The organism is Parabacteroides sp. AF27-14, from assembly GCF_003635425.1.
Lineage (GTDB): Bacteria > Bacteroidota > Bacteroidia > Bacteroidales > Tannerellaceae > Parabacteroides > Parabacteroides distasonis.
Map to the genome: position 1 here is coordinate 99,211 of NZ_QTLZ01000004.1, position 25,446 is coordinate 124,656.

General features: G+C 43.2%; 19 protein-coding genes and 3 tRNA genes. 13 read left to right on the forward strand and 9 right to left on the reverse strand.

The window, feature by feature from the left end:
* The first annotated feature begins 221 nt into the window (after positions 1-221).
* The 7 genes from DWY79_RS05865 (at position 222) to DWY79_RS05895 (ending at position 9,064) form a co-directional block, all read left to right on the forward strand.
* Complete coding sequence (locus DWY79_RS05865) at positions 222-1,256, forward strand: Fic family protein (protein ID WP_122369011.1); 1,035 nt, start codon at positions 222-224, stop codon at positions 1,254-1,256.
* A 235-nt stretch (positions 1,257-1,491) separates the two neighbouring features.
* Entirely contained in the window at positions 1,492-3,495 is a 2,004-nt protein-coding gene (locus DWY79_RS05870; protein WP_122369012.1) for a urocanate hydratase, read from the forward strand.
* Positions 3,492-4,397, forward strand: a complete 906-nt coding sequence (gene ftcD / locus DWY79_RS05875; RefSeq protein WP_036611367.1) for a glutamate formimidoyltransferase — start codon at positions 3,492-3,494, stop codon at positions 4,395-4,397. Before DWY79_RS05870 ends, ftcD begins: the two co-directional genes overlap by 4 nt.
* A gap of 3 nt (positions 4,398-4,400) precedes the next feature.
* On the forward strand, positions 4,401-5,651 hold the full coding sequence (gene hutI, locus DWY79_RS05880; protein WP_005859151.1) for an imidazolonepropionase: 1,251 nt from the start codon (positions 4,401-4,403) through the stop codon (positions 5,649-5,651).
* A gap of 35 nt (positions 5,652-5,686) precedes the next feature.
* Positions 5,687-6,310, forward strand: coding sequence for a cyclodeaminase/cyclohydrolase family protein (locus DWY79_RS05885; RefSeq protein WP_005867815.1), 624 nt, complete (start codon positions 5,687-5,689; stop codon positions 6,308-6,310).
* A gap of 3 nt (positions 6,311-6,313) precedes the next feature.
* Complete coding sequence (gene hutH / locus DWY79_RS05890) at positions 6,314-7,810, forward strand: histidine ammonia-lyase (protein WP_005867816.1); 1,497 nt, start codon at positions 6,314-6,316, stop codon at positions 7,808-7,810.
* A 99-nt stretch (positions 7,811-7,909) separates the two neighbouring features.
* Positions 7,910-9,064, forward strand: coding sequence for an acyltransferase (locus DWY79_RS05895; protein ID WP_122369013.1), 1,155 nt, complete (start codon positions 7,910-7,912; stop codon positions 9,062-9,064).
* 117 nt (positions 9,065-9,181) lie between these two features.
* On the opposite strand, the gene DWY79_RS05900 is transcribed toward DWY79_RS05895, so the two are convergent.
* Together DWY79_RS05900 and trmB are read right to left on the reverse strand one after the other, a co-directional pair.
* Positions 9,182-10,291, reverse strand: a complete 1,110-nt coding sequence (locus tag DWY79_RS05900) for an Mrp/NBP35 family ATP-binding protein (protein WP_005859141.1) — start codon at positions 10,289-10,291, stop codon at positions 9,182-9,184.
* Positions 10,292-10,318: 27 nt separating this feature from the next.
* The gene (gene trmB, locus DWY79_RS05905; RefSeq protein WP_122114796.1) at positions 10,319-11,077 is read right to left on the reverse strand and encodes a tRNA (guanosine(46)-N7)-methyltransferase TrmB; all 759 of its coding nucleotides are present in this window, start codon (positions 11,075-11,077) and stop codon (positions 10,319-10,321) included.
* Between the two features lie 145 nt (positions 11,078-11,222).
* Here trmB and DWY79_RS05910 point away from each other — a divergent pair, with 145 nt between their 5' ends.
* Entirely contained in the window at positions 11,223-13,121 is a 1,899-nt protein-coding gene (locus tag DWY79_RS05910; RefSeq protein WP_122369014.1) for a glycosyltransferase 87 family protein, read from the forward strand.
* A gap of 104 nt (positions 13,122-13,225) precedes the next feature.
* Here the strand turns inward: DWY79_RS05910 and DWY79_RS05915 are convergent.
* The 3 genes from DWY79_RS05915 to DWY79_RS05925 all read right to left on the reverse strand — a co-directional run bounded on the left by DWY79_RS05915 (position 13,226) and on the right by DWY79_RS05925 (position 13,521).
* Positions 13,226-13,299 (reverse strand) — tRNA-Asn (locus DWY79_RS05915).
* A gap of 43 nt (positions 13,300-13,342) precedes the next feature.
* A tRNA-Asn gene (locus DWY79_RS05920) sits at positions 13,343-13,416 on the reverse strand.
* 31 nt (positions 13,417-13,447) lie between these two features.
* Positions 13,448-13,521, reverse strand: a tRNA-Asn gene (locus DWY79_RS05925).
* Between the two features lie 110 nt (positions 13,522-13,631).
* Between DWY79_RS05925 and DWY79_RS05930 the strand changes: the two genes are divergently transcribed.
* The gene (locus tag DWY79_RS05930; RefSeq protein ID WP_009016953.1) at positions 13,632-14,609 is read left to right on the forward strand and encodes an adenosine kinase; all 978 of its coding nucleotides are present in this window, start codon (positions 13,632-13,634) and stop codon (positions 14,607-14,609) included.
* 48 nt (positions 14,610-14,657) lie between these two features.
* Positions 14,658-16,364 (forward strand): S41 family peptidase, encoded by a 1,707-nt coding sequence (locus DWY79_RS05935; protein ID WP_005867822.1) that lies wholly within the window; start codon positions 14,658-14,660, stop codon positions 16,362-16,364.
* A 47-nt stretch (positions 16,365-16,411) separates the two neighbouring features.
* Here DWY79_RS05935 and DWY79_RS05940 read toward each other — a convergent pair whose 3' ends face one another.
* The 4 genes from DWY79_RS05940 to DWY79_RS05955 form a co-directional block, all read right to left on the reverse strand.
* Positions 16,412-17,590: a metallophosphoesterase gene (locus DWY79_RS05940; RefSeq protein ID WP_122369015.1), complete on the reverse strand. Its 1,179-nt coding sequence runs from the start codon at positions 17,588-17,590 to the stop codon at positions 16,412-16,414.
* Between the two features lie 2 nt (positions 17,591-17,592).
* Positions 17,593-18,687 (reverse strand): metallophosphoesterase, encoded by a 1,095-nt coding sequence (locus tag DWY79_RS05945; protein ID WP_122369016.1) that lies wholly within the window; start codon positions 18,685-18,687, stop codon positions 17,593-17,595.
* Positions 18,688-18,974: 287 nt separating this feature from the next.
* On the reverse strand, positions 18,975-19,667 hold the full coding sequence (locus DWY79_RS05950; RefSeq protein ID WP_122144036.1) for a response regulator transcription factor: 693 nt from the start codon (positions 19,665-19,667) through the stop codon (positions 18,975-18,977).
* Positions 19,668-19,673: 6 nt separating this feature from the next.
* The gene (locus tag DWY79_RS05955; RefSeq protein WP_122144064.1) at positions 19,674-21,050 is read right to left on the reverse strand and encodes a sensor histidine kinase KdpD; all 1,377 of its coding nucleotides are present in this window, start codon (positions 21,048-21,050) and stop codon (positions 19,674-19,676) included.
* A 159-nt stretch (positions 21,051-21,209) separates the two neighbouring features.
* On the opposite strand from DWY79_RS05955, the gene DWY79_RS22695 reads away from it, so the two are divergent.
* The 3 genes from DWY79_RS22695 to DWY79_RS05965 all read left to right on the forward strand — a co-directional run bounded on the left by DWY79_RS22695 (position 21,210) and on the right by DWY79_RS05965 (position 25,402).
* Positions 21,210-21,347: a hypothetical protein gene (locus DWY79_RS22695; RefSeq protein ID WP_181987512.1), complete on the forward strand. Its 138-nt coding sequence runs from the start codon at positions 21,210-21,212 to the stop codon at positions 21,345-21,347.
* Between the two features lie 379 nt (positions 21,348-21,726).
* Complete coding sequence (locus tag DWY79_RS05960; protein ID WP_122144034.1) at positions 21,727-23,061, forward strand: radical SAM/SPASM domain-containing protein; 1,335 nt, start codon at positions 21,727-21,729, stop codon at positions 23,059-23,061.
* A gap of 31 nt (positions 23,062-23,092) precedes the next feature.
* Positions 23,093-25,402 carry an outer membrane beta-barrel protein gene (locus DWY79_RS05965; protein ID WP_122144033.1) on the forward strand — a complete coding sequence of 770 codons (2,310 nt, stop codon included), beginning with the start codon at positions 23,093-23,095 and terminating at the stop codon, positions 25,400-25,402.
* Positions 25,403-25,446 lie beyond the last annotated feature (44 nt).

The following is a 25,446-nucleotide window of genomic DNA, read 5'->3' on the forward strand; positions in this document are numbered from 1 at the left end:
TTTAGCTGAACTTTTCCTTCGTCCCAAAGTCTTACTCTATTCGAGAGCGGAGTTTATGACCATGTGTGAGAGAGCTAGGATCGTGTTCCTACGCATTGGGTATTGGGAAAATATTGCAAATCGGCTCAAATATTGCGGTAAAGATACGAATATCGGCTCAATTTGAGCCGATAGTTCAAGGAAAATTAGTACTTTTGAGCCGATTTAGTGAAAGGAATGTTATGACTATCGAAACAGAAATCCTACAGGTATTGCACTATCATCCGCTATCAAATAGAGGAGCGATAGCTTCCATGCTGGTAAATGCACCAAGCGACAGCACCATGAAAAGACTCTTGGCTGATGCTGTCAGCAAAGGTCTTATAGAAGTGTATGGAAAAGGACCTGCTACCAAATACTCGCTTACTCCACAAGCTCAGGTAACGATGCCTTTGGATATTGATACCTATTTCAAGAATGAAATGGATGATCGTACTGTGCAGGAAAATTTCAATTTCGAACTCATAAAACAGATTCTGCCAAAGGTTTCACTTTTCACAGAAGAGGAATGTAAACGTTTGGATAAAGCTCAGTCTATTTTCAGAACCCACCTTGAAGAACTTTCTGAAACAGATTACAAAAAGGAGATGGAAAGACTGGGAGTTGACCTGTCGTGGAAATCTTCACAAATCGAGGGCAATACTTATTCCCTGCTAGAAACGGAGCGCCTGCTGAAAGAAAGACAGGAAGCTACTGGTAAGACAAGGGAAGAAGCTATCATGCTGCTCAATCACAAGGATGCGCTTGATTTTGTTCTCAATGTGCCCGACTATCTTAAGGAAATATCCGTCCACCGCATAGAGGACATCCATTCTTTACTGACCAAGGACTTAGGTGTGGAAAGAAACATACGATGCCGACGTGTGGGTATCACAGGTACGAACTATCGTCCCCTTGATAACGAGTTCCAGATTCGTGAGGCATTGGAAGATTCCTGTAAACTTATCAATGGCAAAGACAATATCTTTGAGAAGTCATTACTTGCACTGGTTCTCCTTTCTTATATTCAGGTATTTTCGGATGGAAACAAACGTACTGCCCGTATCACAAGCAATGCCATACTGATAGCCAATGGTTATTGCCCAATCTCATTCAGAACGGTTGATTCCATAGACTACAAAAAAGCTATGCTGATATTCTATGAACAGAATAACATTGCCGCTTTCAAGAAGATATTCATAGAACAATTTGAATTTGCTGTCAAAACTTATTTTTGATTTCTTTTGTGAAAACTAACGGACTATTGTATTTACGAAACAACTTCTACTACTGAACAATTATAATTATGCCCCCGTCTTTCTTTCCCTTAGGGTGGATGAGAGAGACGGGGGCTTTTTTATGCTTCTAAACATGGAATGATAATTGGCTGGGATTTGGATAATCGCTAACTTGTCGGCGCTGAATCCGTGAAATTCCTTGCAGATTGTAAGCACCTACTAAATCATTCACGTTATGGAAATACATCTTGATAACTATTTGCCGGAATATCCTTCCTTCGTTTCCGGTATTCGCCGTGCTCCCGATCGCGGCTATTCGCTTACGCCCGCTCAAACAGAAACGGCATTGATGAACGCGCTTCGTTACATCCCTGTTGAATTACATGAGAAGCTAGCTCCTGAGTTCATGGAGGAATTATTGACCCGGGGACGGATCTATGGTTATCGCTACCGTCCGCAGGGAGACCTGAAAGCGAAGCCTATCTCTGAATATAAAGGTAAATGTATCGAGGGAAAGGCCTTTCAAGTAATGATCGATAATAACCTTTGCTTTGATATCGCTTTGTACCCTTACGAGTTGGTTACGTATGGCGAGACTGGGCAGGTCTGCCAGAATTGGATGCAATATCGTTTGATTAAGAAGTATTTGGAGGAGCTGACCGAGGAGCAGACCTTGGTGATCGAATCCGGGCATCCTCTGGGATTGTTTCATTCCAAGCCGGATGCCCCACGGGTGATTATCACGAACTCCATGATGGTGGGAATGTTCGATAACCAAAAGGATTGGCATGTCGCCGCCCAGATGGGAGTCGCTAATTATGGACAGATGACGGCCGGAGGTTGGATGTATATCGGCCCGCAAGGTATCGTACACGGTACGTTTAATACCTTGTTGAATGCCGGACGTAAGAAATTAGGGATTCCACAAGATAAGGATTTGCGAGGCTATCTGTTTGTATCTTCCGGTTTAGGAGGAATGAGTGGCGCTCAACCTAAAGCCGCCGTGATTGCCGGTGCTGCCAGTATAATCGCCGAGGTAGACGCTTCCCGTATCGAGACACGCCGATGCCAAGGATGGGTCCAGCATGTGACGGATGATATGGGGAAAGCTTTCTCCTTAGCCGATGAGGCGATTCGTAAGAAAGAACCGATCTCTATCGCTTTTCATGGCAATATCGTGGATTTATTGGAATATGCCGATAAACAGGGGCTTTCCATCGACCTTTTGAGTGACCAGACCTCGTGTCATGCGGTCTATGAAGGTGGTTATTGTCCGGCAGGCGTGACGTTTGAGGAACGTACGGAATTATTGGCTCATCACCGGGAAGACTTTTGTGCTTTGGTCGATAAAACGTTGAAGCGACATTTCGAGGTGATCAAGCGTCTGGTTGCCCGGGGTACCTATTTCTTTGACTATGGGAACTCCTTCATGAAAGCGATCTATGATGCCGGTGTACATGAGATTTCCCGTAACGGTGTGGACGAGAAAGATGGTTTTATATGGCCTTCTTATGTGGAAGATATCATGGGGCCGGAATTATTTGATTATGGGTATGGCCCTTTCCGCTGGGTATGTTTAAGCGGTAAGCCGGAAGATTTGATTCGCACGGATCATGCGGCTATGGCGTGTATCGATCCGACTCGAAGAGGGCAGGATATGGATAATTATAATTGGATACGTGACGCGGAGAAGAACCGTTTGGTGGTGGGTACGCAAGCCCGGATCTTATATCAAGACGCTGAGGGGCGCTTGAAGATCGCCCTTGAGTTTAACCGAATGGTACGTGATGGGGAGGTAGGCCCGATTATGTTGGGACGAGACCATCATGACGTGAGCGGTACGGATTCTCCATTCCGTGAGACCTCTAATATACGGGACGGAAGCAATGTGATGGCTGATATGGCGGTGCAGTGCTTCGCTGGAAATGCCGCCCGGGGTATGAGCTTGGTCGCTCTTCATAATGGTGGAGGGGTTGGTATCGGTAAGGCGATAAACGGAGGTTTCGGTATGGTTCTCGATGGTAGTGAGCGGGTGGACGAGATACTTCGCTCTGCTATGATATGGGACGTGATGGGGGGTGTCGCCCGTCGCTCATGGGCTCGTAACCCGAATGCGATGCGTACGAGCGCTACTTTCAATGAGAACCGTGGCGAACAGTATCATATTACCCTCCCGTATATCCCGGAGAGGGCGTTTATTCATGAAATCGTACAAACATCATTAAATAAAAAGGTATGAGTACTTGGAATAAGATTATGGAATGTGTCCCTAACTTCAGTGAAGGACGGGATCTGGAGAAGATAGATAAGATCGTAGCGCCTTTCCGGGCTAAGACGGGTGTTAAACTGTTGGACTATAGTAATGATGAGGATCACAATCGCTTGGTTGTTACCGTGGTAGGGGAGCCAGTCGCTTTAAAACAAGCCGTATTGGAGGCCATTGGAGTTGCCGTTGAGCTGATCGATTTAAACAAGCATAGCGGTCAACATCCTCGAATGGGGGCCGTAGATGTTGTTCCTTTTATACCGATTCGCGGATGTACGATGGAAGAGGCGATCGCCTTGTCTAAGGAAGTAGGGGAGGAAGTGGGCGCTCGTTATGCCGTGCCGGTCTTCTTATATGAGAAATCGGCTTCCGCCCCTTACCGGGAGAATCTGGCGGCGATCCGTAAAGGAGAGTTTGAGGGGATGGCAGAGAAAATCCATCAACCGGAGTGGAAACCTGATTTTGGTCCGGCCGAAAGACATCCGACAGCCGGTACGGTTGCCATAGGTGCCCGCATGCCTTTGGTCGCCTATAATGTGAACTTAGGAACGAATCAATTGCAGATCGCTACGGATATAGCGAAGAAAATCCGTTTCATCGGCGGAGGTTTACGCTATTGTAAAGCGATGGGGGTTGAGTTGAAGGAACGTGGTATCGTACAGGTCTCTATTAATATGACCGATTATACCCGTACGGCCTTGTACCGGGCCTTCGAGTTAGTTCGTATCGAAGCTCGCAGATATGGTGTTCCGGTGGTGGGGAGTGAGATTATCGGCTTGGTTCCTATGGAGGCGTTGATCGATACGGCCTCTTACTATTTGGGATTGGAGGATTTCTCAATGAATCAGGTGTTGGAAGCTCGTATTATGGAATAGCGTATGGAGAATAGCAAGATATTAATCAGGAATGCTGCCCAGATCGTCACTTGTCATGGGGATAAGGCACGACGGGGAGCGGAGATGTCTGATTTAGGCGTTATCGAGGATGGAGCCGTAGCGATGTCTGATGGGGTTATTACGCATGTAGGACCTACGGAGGAGGTACTTCGAAACATCCATGCGGAGGATTATTTGGAGATTCGGGCGGAGAACCAAGCGGTGTTACCCGGATTTGTTGATAGCCATACGCATTTTATCTTTGGCGGTTACCGGGAGGAGGAGTTCTCTTGGCGATTGCGGGGAGATAGTTATATGTCGATCATGGAGCGTGGTGGAGGTATCGTGAATACGATGAAAGCTACCCGTGAAAGTGATTTCGATACACTATGGGACAGAGGGGAAGAACGTTTGGATGAGTTATTCTCCATGGGTGTTACCACGGTGGAGGGGAAAAGTGGTTATGGTTTGGATTTGCAAACAGAATTAGTTCAGCTTCGTGTCATGTCGGACCTGAATGAGTCTCATCCGATGGATGTCGTATCGACCTTTTTGGGAGCTCATGCTGTTCCTCCTGAATTTGCCGGTCGTACGGACGATTATGTGGATTATATGATCGAGGAAGTTCTTCCTGCCATACGAGCCGAACATACGGTTACGTTTTGTGATGTGTTTTGTGAGAAAGGCGTTTTCTCGTTAGAACAGAGTGAGCGCTTGCTTCGTGCCGCCCGTCATCATCGTTTTAAATTGAAGATGCATGCGGATGAGATCGTTCCTTTCGGAGGGGCGGAACTGGCGGCCTCCTTGAAGTGTGTAAGTGCTGATCATTTATTACATATATCGGATACAGGCATCAAACGTCTGGCAAGAGCGGGTGTCGTAGCTACCTTACTTCCGCTGACTGCCTTTTCCTTGAATGAGCCGTATGCGCCTGCCCGGAAAATGATAGATGCCGGTTGTGCGGTGGCTTTAGCTTCCGATCTAAATCCGGGAAGTTGTTTCTCTGCCTCGATCCCGATGATGATAGCCTTGGCCTGTATCTATATGAAGATGACCCCTGAAGAAGCGGTAACGGCATTGACCATTAATGGAGCCGCAGCTGTGGGACGTGCCTCCGAGATTGGAAGTATCAGCGTGGGAAAACGTGCGGACGTGATCTTGCTGAAATACCCGTCTTATAAGTTTCTACCTTATCATGTGGGAATGAATCTCGTGGATACCGTAATTAAGGACGGGGAACTTTATATGATGTAAGATAAGAATTGTTGAATCATTTAAATCAAAATACTATGTTAGCAGACTTGACAATTAAAGATTTTTTGGCGGAAACGGCGGGTAGTGCTCCCGTTCCCGGTGGTGGAAGTATATCTGCCTTGAATGGCGCTATAGCGGCAGCTTTGACAGAGATGGTGGCCCATCTGACTGTTGGCAAAAAGAAATATGCGGAAGTGGAAGGACAAATGAAAACGATCGCTATCGAGGCGGCTTTGATCCGTGAGCGTCTTACTGAATATATTGATAAGGACAGCGAGGCTTATGATCGTGTATTCTCAGCTTTTAAGTTGCCGAAAGAAACGCCTGACGAACAGGTGATCCGTACGAATGCGATACAGAGCGCTACTAAAGAGGCGGCTATTGTTCCGATGAGGGTGGCGGAGGAGATCGGTTCCGTAATGGAGACGATTATCTATGTGGCTCACAAAGGTAATCAGAATGCCGTCACGGATGCTTGCGTGGCGATGATGGCTGCCCGTACTTGTGTATTGGGGGCTTTATTGAATGTCCGAATTAACTTAACGTCCATCCAAGACGAGGTGTTCGTCGGAAAGATGCGGAAGAAAGCGGATGAACTGGAGGCGAACGCTATCCGTGTAGAGCAAAAGTTATTGGATTGGGTGAAGACTAAATTATAGCATATGAGCAATGTCTATTATGTGGGTTCCGAGCCTCTCTCTTTTGAGGGAGTCGAACGGATACTTACTCAAAATATGAAGTTGGAGCTTTCACTCGAGGTGAAGGAGCGCATCCAGCGTTGCCGGGATTACTTGGATCATAAAATCGAGCAGCAGGAGGGGCCTTTGTATGGGATTACTACCGGTTTCGGTTCCTTATGTAATAAGAATATCTCTCCGGACGAATTGAGCACCTTGCAAGAGAACTTGGTGAAAAGTCATGCCTGTAGCGTAGGGGATGAGGTAAGTCCGGTGATCGTCCGTTTGATGATGTTATTGAAAGCGCATGCCCTTTCGTTGGGGCATAGTGGCGTACAGGTGATCACCGTACAACGTATTCTGGATTTTTTCAATAATGACGTGCTTCCGATCGTGTATGATCGTGGCTCTTTAGGTGCTTCCGGTGATTTGGCGCCTCTGGCGAATTTGTTCCTGCCTCTGATCGGCGTGGGTGACGTTTATTATAAGGGCCGCAAACGGGAAGCGATCAGCGTATTGGACGAGTTCGCTTGGAAGCCTGTGAAGCTGAAAAGCAAGGAGGGGTTAGCTTTATTGAACGGTACGCAATTTATGAGCGCCAATGGCGTATTCGCCTTGATGCGTGCGTTTAGCCTGTCCAAGAAAGCGGATCTGATCGCCGCTTTATCTTTGGAGGCTTTCGATGGGCGTATCGATCCTTTCATGGATTGTATCCAGCAGATGCGTCCGCATCCCGGACAAATCGAGACCGGGGCCGCTTTTCGACGGCTATTGGAGGGAAGTGAGTTTATCGCCCGGAAAAAGGAACATGTTCAGGACCCGTATTCATTCCGTTGTATCCCTCAAGTGCATGGGGCTACGAAGGACGCTATCAATTATGTGGCGAATGTCCTGCTTACCGAAGTAAATTCCGTGACGGATAATCCGACGATCTTCCCGGAGGAGGATAAGATTATTTCCGGCGGTAATTTCCACGGTCAGCCCTTGGCGATTTCTTATGATTTCTTGGCGATTGCCTTGGCTGAGTTAGGAAATATATCGGAACGTCGTGTCGCTCAATTGATCATGGGTTTGCGGGGATTGCCTGAGTTCTTGGTCGCTAATCCCGGCCTGAACTCCGGTTTCATGATCCCTCAATATGCGGCTGCCAGTATGGTAAGCCAGAATAAGATGTATTGCTATGCGGCGAGCAGCGATTCTATCGTGTCCAGTAATGGGCAAGAGGATCATGTGAGTATGGGAGCGAATGCGGCGACGAAGTTGTTTAAGATCATGGACAATTTGGATCATATCTTGGCGATCGAGTTGATGAATGCGGCACAAGGAATCGAGTTCCGTCGTCCGGCTAGGACTTCTCCGGTATTAGAGAAGTTCTTGAAGGATTACCGGAAAGAGGTGCCATTTATCGATGAGGATATTATCATGTACACGGAAATACATCGTACGGTGGCGTTTATTCGTAGGAAAGACTTTGTATATTAATGAATATCGTTAATAGAGGTTAGAAATCCAGCTGAATCTCCTATTCGGCTGGATTATTTTGTATTTTCGCCGTCAATCTAAACACAATCGATCTACTTTATGCAAAATGTAACAAATCCTACCGTGAAAACACACGTAGTTTGGCTGGATGTCGTACGCTTGATAGCCATGTTTACTGTTGTTTGCTGTCATTGTACAGACCCGTTTAATTTCTATCCCGGAGATTCTCCGATTATTGGGAATATTAAGTTTTGGGGAGCTGCCTATGGGGCTTTTCTTCGTCCTTGTGTACCTCTGTTCGTTATGATTACGGGAGCCTTGTTGCTACCGGTCCGGGAAGAGACTTCTATTTTCTATAAGAAAAGGATATTGCGTGTATTCTGGCCTTTCTTGATTTGGTCTGTTATTTATAATTTATTTCCTTGGTTTACGGGGCTGCTTGGTTTGAGGCCGGAACTTATTCTTGATTTTTTCCCTTATTCGGGAGAAGAGGTGACTCGTCAATCGTTGAGTGTGTCTTTAGGCTATATCGCCCAGATACCGTTCAATTTCTCATTGTTGGATGTACATATGTGGTATATCTATTTACTGATAGGTTTATATCTTTATTTGCCGATCTTCTCCGCTTGGGTCGAGAAAGTTTCGGATAAGGCGAAATTATGGTTTCTGGCAGGTTGGGGAGTGACTTTGTTTATTCCTTATTATCGGGAATTCGTATCTCCTTACATTTGGGGTGGATGCTCATGGAATGAATTCAGTATGCTTTATTATTTCGCCGGGTTTAACGGTTACTTGCTATTGGGGCATTATCTGAGGAATCATGATTGGTCGTTAGGAAAGATCGTTGGGATAGGCATTCCTATGTTTGTCGTAGGCTATGCCATTACTTTCTTCGGTTTCCGCTATACGACCGCTTTGCCTGCTTACACGGAGGAACAGTTAGAGTTATTCTTTTATTATTGTTCTCCCAATGTGGTGATGATGACGATTCCTATCTTCTTACTGGCGAAGAAGGTAAATGTTAAGTCGGATACGATTAAGCGAATGTTGGCGAACTTAACCATATGCGGTTTCGGTATCTATATGGTACATTATTTCTTTACGGGACCCAGTGTGCTGTTGGCGAGAGCCTTGAATATCCCATTGGGTTTACAGATTCCTGCCGCTTCTGTGGTAGCATTCGCTGTATCTTGGTTGATCGTATTGGGTATCAGGAAGATTTGCGGTAAGAAAGCCAAGTATATTGTGGGCTGAATTTATACGTACGTTCGCATAGGCTGATACGTATATAGGCGTAGGCCCATGCGAGCGTACGTGTAGGACGATACGTATATACGTGCGAGACCACACGTATATACGTATAAATCATCTTTATTTCTTGGTTACAATTACTCGCTCTGTCGGAGCCAGATGCTCGTTGCGATAGTCTATTTGCTTGACTACATTCTCGGCCAATTCTTGGAATGCCTTTCCTGTGATCGAGTCCGGGTTCAACGCTACCGGCTTACCTTGATCTCCTCCTTCGCAGATACTTTGTACGATAGGAATCTGTCCCAGTAACGGCACGTTCAGTTCCTCAGCTAGGCGTTTACAACCTTCCTTTCCGAATATATAATATTTGTTTTCCGGTAATTCCGCAGGGGTAAACCAAGCCATATTCTCGATCAATCCTAAAACAGGGACATTAACCTTATCTCCAGTGAACATGCTGATACCCTTACGAGCGTCCGCTAAAGCAACCTCTTGCGGCGTACTTACCACCACGGCTCCGGTTATCGCTAGTGTTTGTACCATTGTCAAATGGATATCACTCGTTCCGGGAGGTAAATCGATTAAGAAATAATCAAGCTCACCCCAGTTGGCGTCGCCGATCAATTGCTTCAATGCGTTGCTAGCCATTGCTCCACGCCATAGGACCGCGTCGTTTTTATTTACGAAGAAGCCGATGGATAACATCTTGACACCATAATTTTCGGCCGGCTTGATCAGTTCCCTGCCCTCTACCTCTTCCATATAAGGGCGAGCCTCTTCTAGGTTGAACATCTTGGGTTGGGACGGCCCGAATATATCGGCATCCAGCAATCCTACCTTATATCCTTGTAAAGCCAATGCGACAGCTAGATTAGCGGCAACGGTACTTTTACCAACTCCTCCTTTACCGGAAGATACGGCGATAATATTTTTTACTTGCGGTAATAATTTATCCGGTTCCGGGCGAGCTAACTGACGGGCTTTTACCGTGATGTTTCCCTTGATATTCACCTCCGGGCTTACATAGGTTAAGATAGCTGTCTCCGCGGCTTTTACTACGGAGCGGATAAACGGATCATTTGGCTTCTCGAATAATAACGAGAAGGTGACATTCATACCATCGATACGAATGTTGTCTTCTACGAGGCCCATGGAAACGATGTCCTTTCCCGTACCCGGGTAACGAACGTTCTTCAACGCCTCAATAATCAGATTCGGATAGATTGTCATATCTGTTGATTTTTTTAAGTCATTCTTTTATTTACCAGAAGCCAAAGCGCTTCGTTTACTGCGATTAAAGCTACGATAAGGATCTAACGCTATTTCTACGTCAGGTTCCACCAATCGCTCTCTTTCCTCACAAACAAATTTGATGTATTTGATGTTTAAGCCACGATCCAGCCATTGTTGCTCGTAATAGGTCTTGATGGATAAGATCTCATCCGCCAGATTGGAATGATATAGGTCGTCTGTACTGAACAATACGGGATAATGGTTCGTTTTTACCATCTCGCACGTATAGGTATACATGAAGTTACTGTCCGTTTTTAAATGGATAATACCATCTCCGGAAAGGATTTCCCGATACATTTTCATAAAACGGGTTCCAGTCAGACGCTTGTTGACCTTTTTCATTTGAGGGTCTGGAAATGTGATCCAGATCTCGGCTACTTCGCCCGGAGCGAAGAAATAGGAAATCAATTCGATACTCGTACGTAGGAAAGCCACGTTCTTCATCCCGGTTTCCAGCGATTCTTTCGCGCCGGTCCACATACGTGCTCCCTTGATATCGACACCAATAAAATTCTTATTTGGGAAAAGCTTTCCCAAACCTACGGTATATTCCCCTTTTCCACATCCCAATTCCAAAACAATAGGATGGTCGTTCTTGAAAAAACGTTCATGCCACTGTCCTTTCATATCAAACCCTTTTTCTTGTAGGGCGGCGAAAGGGTATTGGAATACGTGCGGATAGCCCGCCATATCGTCAAACTTAGCTAATTTATTCTTTCCCATGTCGCGAAGATAATACTTAAAAAAATGCTTTTTACGTTTTTTCTACTGTTTTAGATAGGGGTTTTTATGCGTTGGCGAGTCTTTTGAACATATAGGCTGTCAGAAGTTTTATTTGAAAGTGGAGTTGTAACGAATAAAAAAGGATATGTTGAGAGTATTTTTTAGACGCCCGATATTTAAGAATCCGAGGTTTGTCGGATTTGTTTGGTTTGCGACGGCCCTTGTCGCTTGCTTATTGAAATTACCTGTGGGAAGGACTTATAATAACTTTATGATTTATAGGGCTTCCTTTTTCCATGCGTTAGAGTTGAAAGACCTTTATATATATTATCCGAATGAATACCACGACCGGTTTTTATACGGGATTCCTTTTACGGCTATAATAGCGCCTTTCTCCCTCTTCTCTCCTTATATCGGGATGTTGCTATGGTGTCTCGCGAATAGCTTGCTGCTTTATATGGCTATCCGTAAACTCGGATTGGCGGATTGGAAACAGGCGTTTGTCATTTGGGTATGCTTGAATGAGTTATTTACGTGTGTTCTTATGCAGCAATTTAACATAGCCATAGCCGGCATGATTTTATTCTCGTTTATTTTTATTGAGCGGAAACAGGAGTTTTGGGCGGCGCTAATGATTGTCTTGGGTACGATGACTAAGATTTATGGCATTGTCGGTCTTGCTTTCCTGCTATTCTCAAAACGCCGGATCGCCTTTTTGAAAGGACTTATTTTCTGGGGCATAGTCTTGTATGTTCTTCCGATGTTATATACGTCTCCTCAATATGTGGTAAGTCAATACGTGAAATGGTATGAGGTACTTCTCGATAAGAATGTAGAGAATTTATTTACTCCTTATACAAATATCTCTTTGTTGGGGATGGTTCGTAAGATTTCGGGAGTCAATACGTATAGTGATCTCTGGTTGGTTATCCCCGGGCTACTTTTATTTATTGCTCCTTATTTTAGGATAAATCAATATGATAACCGGCGGTTCCGCATGCATTTTCTTTGCTCTACTCTTTTGTTCATGGTTCTTTTTAGCTCCGGAACAGAGAATAGCGGATATTTGGGAGCCATGATAGCCGTCTGCCTTTGGTATATAGGTACGCCTACCCGTAAGACGACTCCTGTCTTGAATACGGTACTATTCGTTTTCTGTTTTATTCTGACATCCCTTTCCCCTACAGATATATTTCCCTGTTATATCCGGAAAACGTATGTTATTCCTTATGCGTTGAAAGCACTACCTTGTGTGTTGATCTGGTTTAAGATCGTATGGGAGCAATTGACATTGGATTTTTCAGAGCCGCTTCATCGGCCGAAGACTCTCCCGGGTAAAGAGGAGGCGATCGACCTTATCTTGCCTTGTTATAACCCACAAGAAGGCTGGGAACGTTTGATGATCGAGAAACATGCGGAATTGGTAAAGATGCTTAAAGGTCGCTCACTTCGTTTTATCGTCGTGAATGACGCTTCGAAGAGAGGATTTACGAAGGATGCGGTGGGACGTCTTCTGGAGGCTCTCCCTGATACGATGATCGTAAGTTATGATACGAATAAGGGAAAAGGAGCCGCTGTTAGGGCTGGCTTGTCTCATTCCACCTCATCCATTACTTTATATACGGATTATGATTTTCCGTATGAGGCGGATTCTATCTGCCGGATGGTAGAATGGTTGGAATCGGGATATGATGTCGTTATCGCCGTGCGGAATCATACTTATTATACCCATTTAAGTACTCGAAGAAAGATTATGAGTTATGCTTCCCGTATATTGAATTTTACGCTTCTAGGATTAACGCATACGGATGCTCAAGGAGGTTTGAAAGGTTTTAACCAGCGGGGAAAATCGTTTTTGGCCTCAACTCAGGTGAATCGCTTTTTATTTGATACGGAGTTTATTTATAAGGCTTCGCAGGAGTCGGATGTACTTATTAAAGACATGCCCGCTGATTTGCGGGATAACGTTCATCTTCCCAATATGCGTCGTGGAGTCCTTGCGGAAGAATTAAAGAACTTATTTTTAATCGCTTGGAGAGGGTAGGAGGATTACAGGGTTGTTAATAACCCTGTTGAAAACCCTGTGAATAACGGAAAAAGAACAAAAGAAAAAAGAGATACCTATTAATAGGTATCTCTCTCTTTTTGCTCTTCCTCTTGGACTTGAACCAAGGACCCTCTGATTAACAGTCAGATGCTCTAACCAACTGAGCTAAGGAAGAATCAGTTTTTAACTTTTTAATCTCTATATGAAAACTCTTTTCGCTCTTCTTCTTGGACTTGAACCAAGGACCCTCTGATTAACAGTCAGATGCTCTAACCAACTGAGCTAAAGAAGAATGTTTTTCAGTCTTTCCCGATGTCTTTTCGCTCTTCCTCTTGGACTTGAACCAAGGACCCTCTGATTAACAGTCAGATGCTCTAACCAACTGAGCTAAGGAAGAATTTTTCGCTCTTTCAAAGGTTATTCCGTAACCCCTTTCTGAAATTGCACTGCAAAAGTACGGGGTATTTTCGAAATATGCAATATCTTTGCGAAAAAAATTACGAAAAAATGAATACAATAGGTTTAGGAAACGCTTTGGTTGACGTTTTATTGAGGCTTGAAAATGATGATGTCCTATCGGAAATCGGGATACAGAAAGGAGCTATGGATATGATTAACAGGGAACAAATGATCGCTATCCGTACAACTTTAGCCGGCTTGCCACGTACGCAAACCCCGGGAGGATCTGTCTGCAACACGATGCGTTCGATGTCTTCTTTAGGGGCGAATTCCGGTTTTATCGGTAAGATCGGGGATGATTCGATCGGCGGATTTTATGAGGATGCGTTGGAAAAAGCGGGTGTCACTTCCTATTTTATCAAGACGGACGGACTTACAGGTAGCTGTACGGTGATGATTTCTCCGGATGGGGAACGTACGATGGGGACTTTCCTTGGCCCGGCCCCGACAATAACCCCGGATGAGATCACCGAGGAGATGCTAAGTAAATATCAATGTATTTATATAGAAGGTTACTTGCTCGTAAACGAACCGTTGGTTCGTTCTACGATGGAGAAGGCTAAAAAGTTGGGCTTGAAAGTAGCGCTGGATTTGTCGAACTTCAATATCGTGAATGCTTTTAAAGGAATGCTGGAGGATATCATTCCTAAATATGTGGATATTTTGTTCTCTAATGAGAGTGAGGCTGAGGCTTTTACCGGGCAGAAGGCTGCTGAGGCCGTACATACCTTGTCTGAGTTGGTAGAGGTCTCATTGGTCACTTTGGGAAAGGAAGGTGCCTTGATCGGTAGTCATGGTCAATTTTATTCTGTCCCGGCTGAGGGGGGCAAGCCTGTTGATACGACTGGCGCCGGTGATAACTTCGCCGCCGGATTCTTGTACGGTCAATCCATAGGAGCGTCTTTGGTACAATCCGCACGCATCGGATCGATGTTGGCGGGCTATGTGATCGACGTGGTTGGCCCGGAGATTCCGTATGATAAATGGGAACAAATAAAGTTAAAAGTAAAAGGGATATTGGCTTAGGCGGCGTATTATTCCTTACATTTATGCCGTTAATTAACTAAATATTGTATGTACAGATTGGTTCAACGAAGAGGAATTATAGGTTTATTTTGCTTGCTGTTCGTCGCAAGTAGCGTAGTGCCGGGATGGGCGCAAAAAGATAACCGCTTTGAGGTGAGTAAGAACCTAGACATTTTCAATTCTTTATTGAAAGAAGTAGAGATGTTCTACGTGGATTCAGTGGATGTGGATAAAACCGTTCAGCGGGGAATCGAGGCAATGTTGGCTGGTTTAGATCCTTATACGGAATACTATCCTGAGCAAAAAACGGAGGAATTGAGTCTGATGACGACCGGCGAATACGGAGGTATCGGTTCCTTGATCCGTCAGCGTAACAACGAGGGAGGCGTGATGATTGCCGAGCCTACCGAGGGAATGCCGGCCGATTTAGCGGGTCTGAAGCCGGGCGATCTGATCTTGGCGATCGATACGATCGATGTTTCCAAGGCGACAAACTCCCGGGTCAGCGAGTTGTTGAAAGGTGTTCCGAATACGAAGATGGTTTTGACGATCCAACGTCCGGGCGAGAAGAAACCCCGGAAGTTCGAGATTACCCGTAAGCAGATCACGACACCTCAAGTTACTTACTACGGGGTTAAGAATGACAGTATCGGTTATATTTATCTAAAGGCATTTACTATCAAGAGTGCTCAAGAGGTGAAAGAGGCATTCTTGGATTTAAAGAAAAATCATAATATTAAGTCTTTGGTACTGGATTTGCGCGGTAACGGCGGCGGCGTGCTGGAAGGTGCCGTACAAATCGTAGGTATGTTCGTACCGAAAGGCAGCGAGGTGCTTTCAACGAAAGGAAAGATCAAGCAATGGGATCGTACGTACCGAACCTCTACGGAGCCTTTGGATACGGTAATGCCGTTGGCTATATTGATCAATGGAGGTACGGCTTCCGCCGCTGAGATCGTATCGGGATCTTTGCAGGATATGGATCGTGCCGTGTTGGTGGGACAACGTTCGTTTGGTAAGGGGTTGGTGCAAGCTCCTCGTGACCTGCCTTATAATGGGAAAGTGAAAATCACGATGAGTAAATACTATATCCCGAGTGGTCGTTGCATCCAGCAAATCGATTATTCGCACCGGAAAGAGGATGGTAGCGTGGCTGCTATTCCGGATAGCTTGACTTCCGTATTCTATACGTCCAAGAAGCGTCCGGTTCGTGATGGGGGTGGCGTACGTCCGGAGTTTGAGGTGAAGGAGCCGAAAGTGCCTACCATGATGTATTATTTGGCGGCGGATACGGTCTTGTTCGACTTCGTTACGGATTGGGTACAAAAGCATAAGACGATCGCTCCCATCGAGGAATTTACGGTTTCCGATGAGGATTTCGAAGCTTTGAAGCAATACGCCAAGTCCAAGAATTTCACCTATGACCGCCAAAGCGAGAAAGTATTGAAGAACTTGAAAGAAGTGGCTGAGTTCGAGGGGTATCTGGAGGAGGATTCTACTGCGTTCAAGGAATTAGAGGCTAAGCTGACTCCTAATCTGGAAAAAGATTTCGATCGTTTCAAGGATGAGGTGAAACGAGTAATGGCCGCCGAGATCGTAAAACGTTATTATTACCAACGAGGAGAGTTGCAAGAAAGCTTGAAAGATGATCTTGTATTGGAGAAAGCGTTGGAGGTATTGGGCGATCCGGATTTATACAGGCGTACATTGAGCGTGCCGGTTGAGTTGGAAGCGGCCACCAAGGGTACCGAATAAGCGGGTTTCTGCCGATGCCCATTCAAGCCAGCTTACGATGCCCATTGTCAGCTCCCTTGAATGGGCATCGTGCTTTTCCCTCTTTCGCCAGTCTGTTTGGGGGCTTTGAAGCGGATATGCAATACGACCAATTCCGAGACGGTTCCCACCCGATAAGGAGGTCCTGCTATACCAATGCCGGAAGATACATAGAATTGCGTAGGCCCTTTCTTATAATATCCGTACGGGCATTCATACACAAGTTTCATCAGCAGGGGATAAGGCCATAACTGCCCGTTATGCGTATGTCCGTGCAGCCCCAAATCCACCCCATTCATATTCATCTCGGCGAACGACCAAGGTTGATGGTCTAATACAATAATCGGTCTCTCCGTATTCAATCCTTCCATCAACGAATGAAGCGGTTTTCGTTTCTTGTTGATGAAATCATCCCTCCCTATCAAATAAAAAGTTGAGTCCGGTTGGACCACCGAGTCTATTAGTAGCGTACCTCCGGTCTTTTGCAGCCAACGATATTTCGCGTTCCGGTTTGCCCGGTATTCATGATTCCCGTAAACGATATATACGCCCAACGGAGCTTTTAATTGTTTTAAATCATCCTCGATGTGGGCGTTTTCTGCGAACCGGGATTCATAATCCATGATATCCCCCGCTAATACCACCATATCCGGATGCTGTGCGTTGCTGAGCGCCACATATTTTTGTACCAAGTCCTTCCCGATAACCTCTCCGATATGTAAGTCGCTCATCATGACAATAGTCAGGCTATCCCGATCCCCCGCGGCTTTGGGCAACGTGATATATACGTTCTTAACAATCGGATTCATTACCGTATGGTATGCGTGAATCATTAAACCGGTAACACCGAATACGATAAGAAAAAACAGGGTTAGCTTGGTTTGCTGCCAATGCTCTTTCATCCATTTGGGGAACCATGGCTTGATACGTTGGGAGAGCCTGATCAACTCAAGTACCAAGAGAGATAAAGTGATATAAATGGACGCTATATACCAAGTGTTACAGATGTATTGGATCGTGATTATCACGTTATCAGGTAGTTCATTCCTAAAAATAAATCCGAAAAAATAAAGCGATAGTTCGAGTACGAAAAACAAGATAAAAGGAATCCGGCAACTTTTCTTAGGAGGAAGCGCTTGATATCCTCTCCAGAAAATATACGGATTTAGTAATAGCTGCGCTACGATCGATTGAATAAATACTTTCATCTTTACTCTTTGAATGTAATATTGAACACCACCATCTCGCTGTCCGTTCCGATACGGAAAGGCGGTCCCCACAAAGATAAGCCGGATGAGACATAAATCGTACTATTTCCGATTTTTTTAATCCCGTAACTTAATTCGAACAGATGATCCACGATCCAGTTCATCGGCCATACTTGTCCTCGATGTGTATGTCCGCTAAACTGTAAGTCTACGCCAGCCTCTTCCGTTTTCTCTAAATCGTAGGGTTGATGGTCTAGTAAGATAACAGGTTTGCTTTTATCAAGGTTCTCGGTAAGCTGACCTAAAGTTTTCCGTCCTTTGTTATGCCGGTCGTCCCGTCCTATGAGTTGGATCTGATTGGGCAAGATAGCCACGGAATCCCTTAAAAGTACGATGGGCGTCTGCGCTATGAATTTCTCGCTATCCTCTATGCCACTGATATACTCATGGTTACCCGGTACCATATAAACGCCTAATGGGGCGTAGATCTTGGACAGTTCCTCTTCCATATGCTCGTATCGCAGAGGTGCGACACTGTTGTCTATCAAGTCTCCACCGATAAGAACGATGTCCGGGCGTTGGGCGTTTATCATATCCACATATCCGGCAAGCATTGTCTTGTTGGTAGCGTATCCTAAGTGTATGTCGCTAATGGCTACGACCTTCAGCGGCTGTCCATCGGTATTGGCCGGTTTGTTGATAACCATGTTGATAACTCGTGTATCAGGATGTTGGTAATTATAGTTTCCATATCCTAATAAGCTGAGTGTTAAGAATAAGGATAAATAGAATGAGTATTTGAAATGTAGGTGGAAAAGCCGTAAGATATCAAATACTAACAAGGCCAATACCATGTATAAAGTGAACACGAGCCATCCTGTTCCTACTTGAGAAACCGTTTGAGCGAAAGAAGCCGGCATATCCAGATTCCGGAATAGAAAACTACTGAAGAACGATAAAGCTCCTCCCCAAAAAACAATGGATAACAACACTTTAACTCCGGTAGACTGGCTTTTCAAAGCCTGTTTTCCCTTTAGATAAATGTAAATATTCCCTGCAAGATACAGGATTGGAAGTATGATAAAGAACGTCCACATCTCAATTAATTTTCCGCGAAGATAATGAAAACTCTTTAGGTAGCAAACGCTGCACGCTACGTCCCTATAGGATCGATATAAATTCCAAACAATAAGTTTGGTAATGAAAAGAATTATATAATATACTGATTGTTAGTATGCTAAAAACAGGATGATCTTTTACTCAAAACATGTACGTGTTTTTGGGAAAAGTCGTACGTGTTTTTCAAAAAAGTCGTACGTGTTTTTCCCGAATCATGTGATAGGGAACAAGGGCGTATCTAGAAATCTACAATAAGCCCCCTTAATTACGATGAGGAGAGTTGGTCTTTTTTTGATAATATATATCCAACTCCTTTTACGGCATCTATTGAAAGTGTGGTATCTTTTTCCAATAATTTGCGCAAACGCGAGATGCTGTTGTTTAGGCTATCATGAACTTCTTGCCCATCCCATATTTCATGAAAAAGCTTTTCTCTGCTTACTGGCTGATTTAATTGCTCGGATAACAGATAGAATAACTTGAAATCTTTAGGACTTAATGTTTTTGACTGTTCTTGTTTATAGAATAATTTATGAGTGGAGAGTTCCAGTTGGTAATCTCCAATAGATATACTATTTGATATCGGACTGGCCTTTTTACAAAACCTTTGGATTAGGAAATCTATTTCTTGTATATCATACGGTTTTTTGGTGTAATGATTAGCTCCGGCTTCATAGCAGCGTGTTATTTCCTCCCCTTCGTTGTGGGAAGAGGCTATCAGTACAGGCAATGAAGGATGCTTTGAACGAATAAAAGGCAAATAATCCAATGCGTTTTGATTGCCAACTTCCAGATCGAGAAGCAGGATATTAGGGTAGTCTTTTTCTATCATGTCTTGAATACCGCTTAACGTGTTGGCGTAGTAAACCTCGTATCCTTTACTTTGCAAGGCCAATACGATGATTAATCCAAGGTTTGGGTCATCTTCAATAAAGATCACTTTCAGCTTATCTTCCATATCGTGTTATGTGTTTTCGGCCGGCAAGTTAATGAAAAATGTTGAACCTACATTTTTCTCGCTCTGAAAAGTTAGGGAGCCGCCCATTTCTTTAGCCATTAGCATTACGCTACTCAACCCTAATCCATATCCCGGTTGCGCTGGCTTGTCGGCTTGTTTCACCCGGAAGAATTGTTGTCCGAGTTTCTTCTGGGCTTTCTTGGGGATTCCCCAACCGGTGTCTTTTATGGCTATTCGGTAATGGTTGTTTTTCATAGTCAACGTTACGGTGATTCGTACATCGTCATCCGAATATTTCAATGCGTTCTCTAGCAAATTCCGTAGGCAACGTTCCAGACGAACGGTATCAGCTTCGATCATGTCGGGGAAATCCTCGCTTTTCTCAAGCTTGAACAAGGGGTTCTTGTTAGGATAGAGCCTAACTATCGCTTGATACGTTTGCTCGATAAATGACTTGATTTCTATAGACGACCTTCGTGCGCTCTCTTTTCCATCCGCTGTTTTCAGTAGGGATAGCATGGATTCGATGATCTCTATCAATTGTCGGATTTGTGTTTTTCCGATATTTAATATGTTAGCTTTCATCGGCTCTTTCTCTTGGCTAGCGATAAAATCTATAGAGGCATATGTTGTGTTCAGCGGGGATTTCAAGTCGTGGATGGCGCTGTGAACGGCTATTTCACGGTCTCGGAGTTGGGCGTGGGCTTTACGTATTGTTCTTAATAAATAATATAGGCAGCTCGCCGAGGTAAGGATGATTAGACAAGATACGGTAAAAGCCAAGAGCATTCGTTGGACAATGTCAGAAAGAGGTAATTTAACGAAAGCCTGTACATATTGTAATCCTTGCGTTCCTATCGGAAGCTTTTCTGTTTGGAACTTATAAAATGAAAGGTTGAATTTTTTTCCTACCGTATTTACGGTTTGCCGGGTAGAGTCTGATATTTCTATATAAGATATTGCTTGTAAATTGTGATCAGTTAATGTTTTATTGAATAGGCTGTCTAATACATTTGGTTTTAAGGGTTTATTCGCATTACGTAGACCGTCTTGCATACGTTGCGTTAAAAGGTCGGCATAGTTATCTTTTAGATTCCGATTTTTTATTTGTGATAAGGTTATGGTATCTCCTTTTAGCTTGGCTCGTTCCTCTGGTGTCATATCACTAGCTCTTCTTATGATTCTTTTGGGGTTGCTGAGGTCTTTCGGTTTGTTGCGAACCATTCGCTTGGACATTTCTTGCTTGATAGCCTCTTCGAATAGCTCTTCAAGGATTTCTTGCGTTTTATATTTTTCAGCGTTATATATATTGTATAACCAATATCCTTGGGAGAGTGTTAAGGCTAGCAACATAATGGTCGTAATATATAAGGAGTGTTTCATGATATATTCGTTATTTTGGATGTGAAGATAATGAATAATCTTAAAAAAGATACGTTTTTCTCGTTTTGTTAGCTTTTTGTTAGACAAAAATTAGGTGTTTGTTAGATATAGTACGAAATTTTACTTATATTTTTGTAACAGACTAAAAAGCATATAGATATGGAAACTGGTGATTTGTTGTCGAAGGAAGAACTTTCCGCCATTAAGGGTGGTGAATGGATTTATGATGAAGAGACAGACGAATGGTATTGGGTTGAGAATGGACGAGGTGTGCCATATTTCCTCAAAGAACCTTAAATATCATTCTTGGAAGACGATTTTATTCTGTTGTATACATTTCCATTTTGGTTAAACTCTCTGCCATTTTGGAAAAGTGTTAGAGAGAGAATTTTAGACTTTATAACTATAATGTTATGAGACAAATAGAGAAAGAAGAACGACTACTATTTGATGATCTTGTCCTTTCTGATGATGAGCTTTTTCTTGTAAGAGGTGGGGCTACACGTAGCTGTGGATCTAATTGTGGTAGTGTCTGTGGAACCAATTGTGGTAATAATTGTGGTAACACATGTGGAACGGGTTGCTCTGGGGCTTAATCAAAGGAACGGCGGTTCGGATATTTTTAATATTAGAACCGCTGCGTTCGAGTTTTGTGTAGCCATAAAAGAAAACGTTTATGAAAAAAAGTAATTATAATATCTTTGTTAAGCAAAAAGGTTTTGTTATTTGTTATAACTCATTTACACATACTCTCATCTGTGTAAGTAATCATGTATATGACTCATTCATGTCTATGGCAGAGTCTGATTTCAAGAGAACATTTAAATCGCATTATGATACTTTAGTAAGTAGTGGTTTCTTGATCTCTGACGAACGGGATGAGTTGGCAGAAATAAGACTGAAGCATAAAATTGCGACATTTAGTCCTAGCCGAAGATTACGATTGATGGTTTATCCTACTCAAGACTGTAACTTAAAATGTTGGTATTGCTATGAGAGCCATGTGGCAAACTCGAAGATGGGCGATGAAGTAAAGCAAAACATATTGAAATACATAGAGAAAAAAGTTCAGTTAAGACAAGTGGACTCTTTCGTTTTGAGTTTCTTTGGAGGAGAACCTTTACTCTATTTCGATGAGATAGCATATCCTTTAGCAGATAAGGCTCGTGAGATCTGTAAAAGAGCTGGTGTAAACTACACTTCGTTTTTCATAACCAATGGAACCCTTATCAATAAGGAAAATATAGACAAATTGCGATCAACGAATCCTGTGTTTCAAATAACATTGGATGGGAACAAGGAGAAACATGACAAAGTGCGTATAGGGAAAATCAATAATGCGGAAACATACGATAAAATACTGGATTCATTATACCTTATCTCTGATAACATTCCTGCTTTGGAAGAAGATTTTGTGGTAACCCTTCGAATAAATTATGATGATGCGACTTTGGGAAATATAGATCCTTTGATCAAGGATTTACAAGGCTTGGATCGTAGTAAATTTTTAGTCCACATGGAACGTGTCTGGCAAACAATGGAATCTGCCGGTGATAAAGAGCAACGATCCTTATTGCTAGAAACAATTCGTAAATTCCAAAAAGAAGGCTTTACGGTTCAGTCTGGGAATATGAAAATTCGAGATTATTCCTGTCCTGCGGAAGATTATGATTTTGCCATCATAAATTATGATGGCAATGTATACCGTTGTAATGGGCGAACCTTAAAGAAAGAAAATGCAGAAGGCATATTAACCCATGCGGGAGATATCGTGTGGAATCAAGTTACTCTGTCAAAAAGGCTTGGTAGAACTACATTTGAGAATCCTATGTGCTTGGCTTGTAAGATGCTTCCTGTTTGTATGGGACCTTGCAGCCAAAAGTGTATGGAGTTAAATTGGAAAGATTTGCATAAAGTATGCTCCATGCAACATATGGGTATGTCTATCGACAAATATCTACTTCTTTGGGCGGAGCAAATGTTTCTGCAAAGCAAGAAATCTAAAATCTAACAAAGATTACACCTTAAATAGATAATGTGCTATGAAACAATTATTGCTTTTCTTCTCCTTGCTAGTGAGTTTTCATATTCATGCAATTCTTGTAACAGGAATAGTCGTTAATAAGGAAACAGGTGAATGTATCGAGGGCGTAAGTATTCTTACGCTAAATTCCGACTCGGTTGTTGTCTCCCAGGATGCAACGCAAGCGGATGGAAAGTTTCGTATTAATATTCCCAAAGTAGGCGATTATGTATTGCGTTTTTCCAATATAGGATTTCGTTCAACCTTGATAGACGTAAGGAATGCGCAGGAGAATCTAGACTTTGGAACTATCGAGCTTATTCCGGTCACTCAACAATTGGATGAGATTGTGGTTTCGGCAGACAATTATACGAAAATGGACCGACAGGTGATATTCCCCCCTATAGGAATCGTAGAAAGGTCGTTCTCTGCCTTGGAGATGATTCACCAACTCATGCTGCCGGGATTAATCGTAAATGTGGGCGATCGTTCAATTTCGTCCATTAACGATCGGCCCGTACAATTACGCATTAATGATATTGAGGTGACAATAGATGAGATTACTGCCCTCGATCCACAAAAGATTAAAAAAGTGGAATATATCGATTTGCCAGGCATGCGCTATGGCAATGTCGGCACCGTGATAAATTTCGTTCTGAAACGAATAGAGTATGGATTATCCCTTGGAGGAAATGCTCAGATAGCTCTTACTTCACCTTATACGAACGACCAAGTTTTTCTAAAATACAACAACCGAAAGTCGGAGTTGGGCTTGAATTACCGTATCTCCTATTCGAAGTATAAAGACAGTTTTAAGGATGAGTACTTGAAGCTGTTTTTGCCGAATCAAAAACTTGTATTATCCAAAGAGGGAGTGAAAGAACCCATAAAATCGGAGAGACATGACCTATCTCTTTCTTACAATTGGCACAATGAGGAAAAGACTGTCTTTAACGTGGTTTTTCGGAATCAATTTAGCGTACCTGATCAAGTTTCAAAACAAAATGTAATAGATGAATTAAACAAAATGAATTACACCTCTTTACTTCATACGAAAAACAGAAATTATACGCCATCAATTGATCTTTATTTTCAACAAGAACTCGGTAAGAATCAAACTTTTTTAACTAATGTGGTAGCGACGTATATTTCCTCTGATTATTTTCGAAACTATCAAGAAAATAATCAGAATGAATCCCTGTATAACTATTCATACAATACAGATGGAAAGAAACAAACTCTGCAAGCAGAAGCCATCTATGAGAACCGGTTCAGTCAAGCTATTGATTTCTCCGTCGGATTACGCTTTACGCAATCTCACACAGAGAATATTTATACCATGGAGGGAGCGGATGTTACCAATACGATGAATAATTCGGACGTGTATGGGTATGCCCAGTTGCAAGGTGCATTAAGCAAGTTCAGCTATCAAGTAGGGGCAGGCTTTTCTAGGATATATTTCAAGGAAGAGGATACCCATTTTTCGAAGTGGCAGTTTCGACCGATACTAACACTAGCCTATTCTTTCAAGGAGAATATCTCATTTAGGTATAACTTTTTTATGTTGCAATTTTTGCCTACTCTGAATTATATGAGTGATTTCAAGCAATGGCAAAACCCTTATGAATTGTTTGTCGGAAATCCAAATGTGGTTCCTGCTGAGACCTATGCCAACAATTTTACGTTCAATTTTCGTAAGGGTGCTTTCTCCTTCGCCCCTCGGTTGTTCTACCAGTACACTCGTAACCTCATAAATAATTCTATTTACCTGCGGGAAGACCAAGGCCATCATTATTTAGAGTATCATCCGGAGAATCAAAAGTTCCATCAGCATATCCAAGGGTATTTGTATGCAAATTGGGAGGTTGTGAGAGATCGATTGAATCTGTCTGCTTTTGGCGTACTGAACCGATATATAGACAAAGGAAACAATTTTGAGCAATCTTTGACCAATACATTTGGTGGCTTCCAATTGGAAGGAAATTATAAGGACTGGTCTTTATCTGCCTCTTATACGATCAAGTCAAAGATGCAGTCAGGTGAGACAGTTCTGATTTTTCCTGCTCGAGCAAACATCTCGCTCCGCTATCGACATAAATCCATACAATATGAGTTGAGCGTGCAAAATCTGTTCTTGCCAGATGGGACACCCCAAAAAGAGTTACTGAACTCAGCGTACGTTCAAAAGAGTACGGCTTCTTACGTAAGAAACGAGGGAAACCAGGTAAGGCTCAGTATTGCTTGGAACTTTGACCTAGGGCGTAAGTACAAGGGATCGCAGAAACAAATCTATAATTATGTGGATGAAGATGCAGGAATCGTAAAATGATTAGGATATACAGATAGATGAATATTTTTATTAAGATCAAAAAC